The organism is Acinetobacter sp. NigerLNRRAM0016 (assembly GCF_054112845.1).
The window spans coordinates 1-427 of sequence record NZ_JBSYVT010000126.1; the positions used below are offsets into that span (position 1 = coordinate 1).

At 33.0% G+C, this 427-nt stretch carries 1 pseudogene; it reads right to left on the reverse strand.

Annotated features, from left to right (window positions below):
* Window positions 1-427, reverse strand: a pseudogene (locus ACWQ4X_RS19825) (transposase); the annotation flags it as partial.

Genomic DNA, 427 nt, shown 5'->3' on the forward strand with positions numbered 1-427 from the left:
AGTTTGACCAACTTGAAGATGACGAAATAAATCACTAATTTTATGATTCTTGGCTAAGTGATTGGTCACAATGAAGTTTTTTTAACACGTATACAAAAGTTAATGTCATTTTCAATTAACCATGTAAACCATTTCTCACCGATAAATTCTCTGTCTGCGAACACATTCACAATACGGTCTTTACCAAAAATAGAGATAAAGCGTTGAATCAAAGCAATACGCTCTTTTGTATCTGAATTTCCCCGTTTATTGAGCAATGTCCAAACTATAGGTATGGCTATTCCACGATAGACGATGGCTAACATCAAGATATTGATATCTCGTTTCCCCCATTTCCAGTTGGTTCTATCCAAAGTTAATTGGACTTTATCGAATAAAAATATATTGAAAATTAACTGAGAAATTTGACGATAATCGAAATACTGAC